Source organism: Kitasatospora sp. NPDC058492 (assembly GCF_042720685.1).
GTDB lineage: Bacteria > Actinomycetota > Actinomycetes > Streptomycetales > Streptomycetaceae > Kitasatospora.
In genome coordinates this window covers 1-5,535 of the sequence record NZ_JBHXMU010000127.1, presented here as the reverse complement: position 1 = coordinate 5,535, position 5,535 = coordinate 1, and the positions used below count along the sequence as shown (strand labels likewise).

6 protein-coding genes and 4 tRNA genes are annotated in these 5,535 nt (G+C 73.6%); 4 read left to right on the top strand and 6 right to left on the bottom strand.

Translation table 11 applies throughout. The features are described 5' to 3' along the window. Nucleotides 1–23: 23 nt before the first annotated feature. The 4 genes from ACFWPI_RS39175 to ACFWPI_RS39160 all read right to left on the bottom strand — a co-directional run bounded on the left by ACFWPI_RS39175 (nt 24) and on the right by ACFWPI_RS39160 (nt 430). Nucleotides 24–95, bottom strand: a tRNA-Val gene (locus ACFWPI_RS39175). Between the two features lie 41 nt (nt 96–136). Beyond that, nucleotides 137–208 (bottom strand) — tRNA-Val (locus ACFWPI_RS39170). 38 nt (nt 209–246) lie between these two features. Then, nucleotides 247–317, bottom strand: a tRNA-Cys gene (locus tag ACFWPI_RS39165). Between the two features lie 40 nt (nt 318–357). After that, nucleotides 358–430 (bottom strand) — tRNA-Gly (locus ACFWPI_RS39160). Nucleotides 431–751: 321 nt separating this feature from the next. Here ACFWPI_RS39160 and ACFWPI_RS39155 point away from each other — a divergent pair. Genes ACFWPI_RS39155 through ACFWPI_RS39145 form a run of 3 tightly spaced genes read left to right on the top strand, consistent with a single transcriptional unit; the run spans nt 752 to nt 3,580 of the window. Further along, nucleotides 752–1,813, top strand: a complete 1,062-nt coding sequence (locus ACFWPI_RS39155; RefSeq protein WP_063346827.1) for a chorismate-binding protein — start codon at nt 752–754, stop codon at nt 1,811–1,813. A gap of 38 nt (nt 1,814–1,851) precedes the next feature. Next, the gene (locus ACFWPI_RS39150; protein ID WP_380380924.1) at nt 1,852–2,682 is read left to right on the top strand and encodes an aminotransferase class IV; all 831 of its coding nucleotides are present in this window, start codon (nt 1,852–1,854) and stop codon (nt 2,680–2,682) included. A 55-nt stretch (nt 2,683–2,737) separates the two neighbouring features. After that, nucleotides 2,738–3,580, top strand: coding sequence for a GNAT family N-acetyltransferase (locus ACFWPI_RS39145; protein WP_380380920.1), 843 nt, complete (start codon nt 2,738–2,740; stop codon nt 3,578–3,580). 12 nt (nt 3,581–3,592) lie between these two features. On the opposite strand, the gene ACFWPI_RS39140 is transcribed toward ACFWPI_RS39145, so the two are convergent. Continuing rightward, nucleotides 3,593–4,093, bottom strand: coding sequence for a DsbA family protein (locus ACFWPI_RS39140; protein WP_063346824.1), 501 nt, complete (start codon nt 4,091–4,093; stop codon nt 3,593–3,595). A 110-nt stretch (nt 4,094–4,203) separates the two neighbouring features. On the opposite strand from ACFWPI_RS39140, the gene ACFWPI_RS39135 reads away from it, so the two are divergent. Next, complete coding sequence (locus ACFWPI_RS39135; RefSeq protein ID WP_380380922.1) at nt 4,204–4,668, top strand: hypothetical protein; 465 nt, start codon at nt 4,204–4,206, stop codon at nt 4,666–4,668. A gap of 43 nt (nt 4,669–4,711) precedes the next feature. Here the strand turns inward: ACFWPI_RS39135 and ACFWPI_RS39130 are convergent, their stop codons facing one another. Continuing rightward, nucleotides 4,712–5,281 carry a CGNR zinc finger domain-containing protein gene (locus ACFWPI_RS39130; RefSeq protein WP_063346822.1) on the bottom strand — a complete coding sequence of 190 codons (570 nt, stop codon included), beginning with the start codon at nt 5,279–5,281 and terminating at the stop codon, nt 4,712–4,714. Between the last annotated feature and the right edge of the window lie 254 nt (nt 5,282–5,535).

Sequence of the window (5,535 nt, the reverse complement as noted above, 5' to 3'; positions counted from 1 at the left end):
AGCAGACCCCGAAGGATCCGACGTGCGCGATACTGGGATTGAACCAGTGACCCCTACCGTGTCAAGGTAGTGCTCTCCCGCTGAGCTAATCGCGCCTGGTGTGGCGGTCCTGCAGCAGACCCCGAAGGATCCGACGTGCGCGATACTGGGATTGAACCAGTGACCCCTACCGTGTCAAGGTAGTGCTCTCCCGCTGAGCTAATCGCGCGGGGAGGTCTTCCGGCCGGAACCGGTCGAACCTCTCGGAGGTGGAGACGGGATTTGAACCCGTGTACACGGCTTTGCAGGCCGTTGCCTCGCCTCTCGGCCACTCCACCAGGCAACACACGAAGAACGATCTTACACTGTTCTCCATCGAGCGGACGACGAGATTCGAACTCGCGACCCTCACCTTGGCAAGGTGATGCTCTACCAACTGAGCCACGTCCGCCTGTCTCCCGGGACCTTCACCGCTTTTCTTCGGCTGCGCTCCCTGGCGACGTGTTGAACTCTAGCGGATTCCTGGGCCAGCTAAAAATCCGTTCCCGCAGCGTGCCGATGGGATGCCCGCCGAGCGCCTCCCCGCCGACCCCTCGACCCGGCCACCGGCCGCCACCTGCGGCGCTTCCGGACGATCATCCGCAGGCCACCCGGCGCACACCCGCGCGACGCCGGGCGCTGCTCACACCCCCGAGTCACACCCCCGCGCCGGGCCCGCGCCCCCGACCTACACTTCAGGCACCGCCGCCCAGGACCACCGCGCAGGAGAACCGTGTCCGGCCCCACCGAACCCAGCACCCCGCTCGCCCGCTTCGGCGGCCGCCTGGCCACCGGCCTGCGTGACGTCACCTCGGATCCGGCGGCCCTGGACTCCACCGGCTACTGGGCCGTCGCCTACGACTTCGAGGGTCGGCTGACCTGCGCCCGCTTCGACGACGTCCGCCCCGCCCCCGCGCCGCCCTCGGGCGCCGGCTGGCGCGGACCGGAGGCCGGCGACTGGCACAGCTCCCTGGACCGCTCCGCCTACACCGCGGGCGTACGCCGCATCCGCGAGCACATAGCCGCCGGCGAGGTCTACCAGGCGAACCTCTGCCGCGTGCTGTCCGCACCGCTGCCCGACCCGGCCCGCAGCGACGTCGACGCCCTCACCGGCCTCCTCGCCCACGGCAACCCCGCCCCCTACGCCGGCACCATCCGCCTGCCCGGGCACGGCGTCGAGATCGCCACCGCCTCACCCGAGCTGTACCTGCGCCGCACCGGCCGCACCGTCTCCTCCGGCCCGATCAAGGGCACCGGCCGCACCGAGGACGACCTCCTCGACAAGGACCACGCCGAGAACGTGATGATCGTCGACCTGGTCCGCAACGACCTCGGGCAGGTCTGCGCGACCGGCAGCGTCACCGTCCCCGACCTGTGCGCCGTCGAGAAGCACCCCGGCCTGGTCCACCTGGTGTCCACCGTCGAGGGCACCCTGCGCGAGGGCGCCGGCTGGCCCGAGCTGCTCGCCGCCACCTTCCCGCCCGGCTCCGTCACCGGCGCCCCCAAGTCCAGCGCCCTGCGGATCATCGACGCCCTGGAGACCGCCCCGCGCGGCCCGTACTGCGGCGCCGTCGGCTGGGTCGACGCCGACCGCGGCGAGGGCGAACTCGCCGTCGGCATCCGCACCTTCTGGCTCGACCGGACCGACCCCGAGGCGCCCGTGCTGCGCTTCGGCACCGGCGCCGGCATCACCTGGGGCTCCGACCCCGACCGCGAGTGGGCGGAAACCGAACTGAAGGCCGCCCGCCTGGTCGCGATAGCGTCGGGCAGCGACACCGACCCGACGGGGGCATGAACCGCCCCGCCCCCACCCCGCCCAAGGAGCAGCCCTCGATGCAGAACCCGACCACGAGCTGGGTCAACGGGGCGCTCGTCGACTCCGCCGACGCCGCCGTCTCGGTCCTCGACCACGGACTCACCACCGGTGACGGGGTGTTCGAGACCCTGAAGGCCACCGACGGCCGGGCCTTCGCCATCACCCGGCACCTCGACCGGCTCACCCGCTCCGCCCGCGGCCTCGGCCTGCCCGACCCGGACCACGACCTGGTCCGCGAGGCCTGCGCCCAGGTCCTCGCCGCCAACCCGGCCCCGCTCGGCCGCCTGCGCGTCACCTACACCGGCGGCACCTCCCCGCTCGGCTCCGAGCGCGGCACCGCCGGCCCCACCCTCGTCGTCGCCCTCGGCGCGATCAACCGCCGCCCCGACGAGACCGCCGCCGCCGTCGTCCCGTGGCGCCGCAACGAGCACAGCGCCGTCGCGGGCCTCAAGACCACCTCGTACGCCGAGAACGTCGTCGCCCTGGCCGCCGCCCACCGCGCCGGCGCCTCGGAGGCCCTGTTCGCCAACACCGTCGGCCTGCTCTGCGAGGGCACCGGCTCCAACGTCTTCGTCGTCCTCGGCGGCCGCCTGCTCACCCCCACCCTCGCCTCCGGCTGCCTGGCCGGCATCACCCGGCAGCTGGTCGTCGACTGGTGCGGCGCCGAGGAGGTCGACCTGCCGCTCAGCGCCCTCCAGGACGCCGACGAGGTCTTCCTGACCTCCACCACCCGTGACGTCCAGGCCGTGACCCGGGTGGACGACCGCGAGCTGCCCGGCATCGGCCCCGTCACCGCCAAGGCCATGGCCGTCTTCGCCGAACGCAGCGGCGACGACCTCGACCCGTGATCCCCGCAACGGCAACCCGGGCATAGGGGCCCGGGCGCGGGGAAGGGACCACCACATGACCACGACGCTGCGCCCCGAGGGCCCGGAGACACCCACCGACGCCGGCGGCCGCACCAGGCGCTGGCAGATCTGCGCCAACGGCCGCCAGGTCGGCGCGCTGCGCACCACCGCCATCCCGCACGGCAGCCAACTCTGGGGCGAGATATCGGAGTTGGAGGTCAGAGAAGGTCGGGGTCGGGGCCGCGGCACGTTCGGCGCGCTGGCCGCGGAGGAGGTGCTGCGCGGCTGGGACTGCACCCGGGTGGACGCCAACATCCCCGAGACGGCGCGGATCGCCCGGGGGCTCGCCGCCACCCTCGGCTACACCGAGCGGATGCGGAACCTGGCCAAGCGGCTGACCACCGCCCCCGCCCTGCCCGCCGGCATCACCGCCGACCGGATCGAGCCCCCGGAGTTCCAGGCCTGGCTCGACCGGGCCGCGCGGGGCTACCGCCGCTCGCTCGTGGAGTCCGGGCTCAGCGAGGAGCAGGCCCGCGCCCGGTCCCAGCTGGACCACCGGCGCCAGCTCCCGCAGGGCGCCGACAGCCCCGGCGTCGCCCTGCGCCGCCTGCGCGCGGACGGCGAAGCCGAGCCGCTCGGCTCGCTCTGGGTGGACTTCCACCGGCGCGACCTGCCGAACGGCGGGCCGCTCGCCTGGGTGATGACCGTCGAGGTGTCCCCGGCCCACCGGGGCCGGGGACACGGCCGCACGCTGATGCTGCTCGCCGAACGCGAGTGCCTGGCCGCCGGCGTGCGCGACCTCGGCCTCAACGTGTTCGCCGGGAACGAGGTCGCGATCCGCCTCTACGCCTCGCTCGGCTACCGGGTCACCAACCGCATCTACGGAAAGCCGCTGTGACCCGACGTGACGTCAGGAACCCGCCGCCGCCTCGATGGCGGCCACGATGCGGTCCCGCAGGCCGTCCTGGCTCTGCCCGCCGTCCAGCCGCTGCCCGCCGATCACGTACGTCGGCGTGCCGGTGACCCCGATCGCCCGGCCCTCGGCCTGGTCGGCGTCCACGGTGAGCATGTGCCGGCCGTCGATCAGCGCGGTGTCGACCTCCTCGGCGTCCACCCCGACGGCCCGGGCCACCTCCAGCAGCACCTGCTGCCCGCGGGCGTCCAACTCCTCGGTCCGGGCCAGCAGCGCCTCCACGAACGGCCAGCCCAGCCCCTGCGCGAACGCCTCCTCGGCGGCCTCCGCGGCCGCGTAGGCGTGCTTGTGCTTCTCCAGCGGGAAGTGGCGGACCTCGACGGGCAGCGCGTCGCCGTACCGCGCGCGCAGTGCCCGTACGTCGTCCAGCGCGGTGCGGCAGTCCGGACACTGGAGGTCGCACCAGAACTCGAGCCGGGGGAGGGAACCATCGATCATTCCCCCAGTGTTTCACTAGTGGGCGCCCGCTCCGGCCGACGGTGCGCCCCTGCGAAGGCCGACAGGGAGGCAGTGATGACCAGGACGACCGGAAGCGAAGGAGTGCTGCCGTGCTGACGGCGGCGATCAGCTTCGCGCTCACGGCGGGCGGGGTGGCCGTGGCCGGCCTGCGGGCCTACCGGCGGCGGTTCCTGTCCGCGACCCGCTGGTTCGCGGTGGCCCTGGTGCCCGCCGGGCTCTACCTGACCGGCCTGTTCCCGGTGGCCCGGACGATCGGCAGCGAGTTCGCCGACTGGGCGACGAGGCTGGTGTTCGACCCCCGGGTCTGGACCGGCATCGTGCTGCTCGGCCTCTCCGCGCTCCTGCTGGTGACGACGCGCTGGCTGGGCCGCCGGGGCGCCGTGGACGCCGCGCCGGACCGCCCGGCGGCCGCCGGTGCCGCGCCCGAGCGCCCGGCGGTGGCCGCCACGCCGCCGAAGAAGCCGGTGACGGGCAAGCCCGCGGGGGGCAAGCGGGACGACGGCCTCGGCGACTTCTCCGACATCGAGGAGATCCTCCGCAAACGCGGCATCTGAGCGGCATCCGAACGCGGCACTCGAACCCCCGTGGGGGTCGGCGTCAGGCGGAGGGCACGGCCTCCGCCGAGCGCTGCCGTGCCCGGTAGGCGGCGACGTGCAGCCGGTTGCCGCAGGTGCGGCTGTCGCAGTAGCGCCGGGAGCGGTTGCGGGAGAGGTCCACGAAGACCCGGGCACAGTCCGGCGCCTCGCAGCGGCGCAACCGCTCCCGCTCGCCCGCCATCAGGATGAAGGCCAGCGCCATGCCCAGCTCGGCGGCGAGGTGGTCGCCGAGCGCGGCGTGCGGCGCGAAGTAGTGGATGTGCCAGTCGTGGTGGTCGTGGTTGGTCAGCCGCGGCGTCGTACCGGCGGCCGCGACGATCCGGTTGACCAGTTCGGCGGCCTCGGCGGTGGACTCCGTCCCGAACACCTCGCGCAGCCGGGTGCGCAGCTCGTGCACCTTGCGCAGGTCGTTCTCGGTCAGCGAGTCGATCTCGCTGATCTCCTGGCCGACCACGAAGGCGTCCAGTGCGGCCACGTCCGGCAGCCGCTCGGTGCCGCACACCTCGGGCGCGGTGTTGAGCAGCTCGACGAGGATGCTCAGTGCGCACTCGGTGTCATGGGTGATCAGCACGTTGGGGACTCCTCGCGCAGGGGACTCCGGAACCCCGCGTCCACGGTTACCCCAGACCATACCGGGCCTTGCGGCGGAAGGGCGGTGGGTTCTTTCGAAGGTGCGTACGGATTCCGTCAGAGTGCCGTGGAGCGGACGGCGTCCGGGCGGCCGGGCCCGCGAAGGACCCCCCGAAATGCCGACGGCGCCCGGCCGCCGTGGCCGCCCCCCGGATTGTTGGGCTGGGAGCTTGGGGGGGGGCGGGGGGGTCTCGG

Coding starts and splice junctions, on each gene's coding strand:
- ACFWPI_RS39140 (WP_063346824.1), bottom strand. CDS start 4,093: ATGATCGATGGTTCCCTCCCCCGGCTCGAGTTCTGGTGCGACCTCCAG.
- ACFWPI_RS39150 (WP_380380924.1), top strand. CDS start 1,852: ATGCAGAACCCGACCACGAGCTGGGTCAACGGGGCGCTCGTCGACTCC.
- ACFWPI_RS39145 (WP_380380920.1), top strand. CDS start 2,738: ATGACCACGACGCTGCGCCCCGAGGGCCCGGAGACACCCACCGACGCC.